Below are 331 nucleotides of genomic sequence, written 5' to 3'. Positions count from 1 at the left end.
CATTGAATCATCATAACCAAAAGTAGATGTTGTAGCTCCTATTTCTGCCCCCATATTACATATTGTTCCTTTTCCGGTACATGACATGGACGTAGCTCCAGGGCCAAAATATTCTACAATAGCACCTGTCCCGCCTTTTACAGTAAGAATTTCAGCCACTTTAAGAATAACATCTTTAGGTGCTGTCCAACCCGATAATTTACCCGTTAACTTCACACCAATTAATTTAGGAAACTTAAGTTCCCAAGCCATGCCTGCCATGACATCAACCGCATCAGCACCTCCAACACCAATAGCTAGCATCCCTAATCCTCCTGCATTTACCGTATGC

General features: G+C 42.3%; 1 protein-coding gene. It reads right to left on the bottom strand.

Translation table 11 applies throughout. The features are described 5' to 3' along the window. Window positions 1-331, bottom strand: a 331-nt coding sequence (locus tag KI686_RS16075) for an aconitase family protein (protein WP_237590337.1), incomplete at both ends; no start/stop codon positions are given.

Origin of the sequence: Polaribacter sargassicola (genome assembly GCF_021991835.1) — a bacterium.
GTDB classification, from domain to species: Bacteria; Bacteroidota; Bacteroidia; order Flavobacteriales; family Flavobacteriaceae; genus Polaribacter; species Polaribacter sargassicola.
This window is presented reverse-complemented; position numbering and strand designations above follow the sequence as displayed.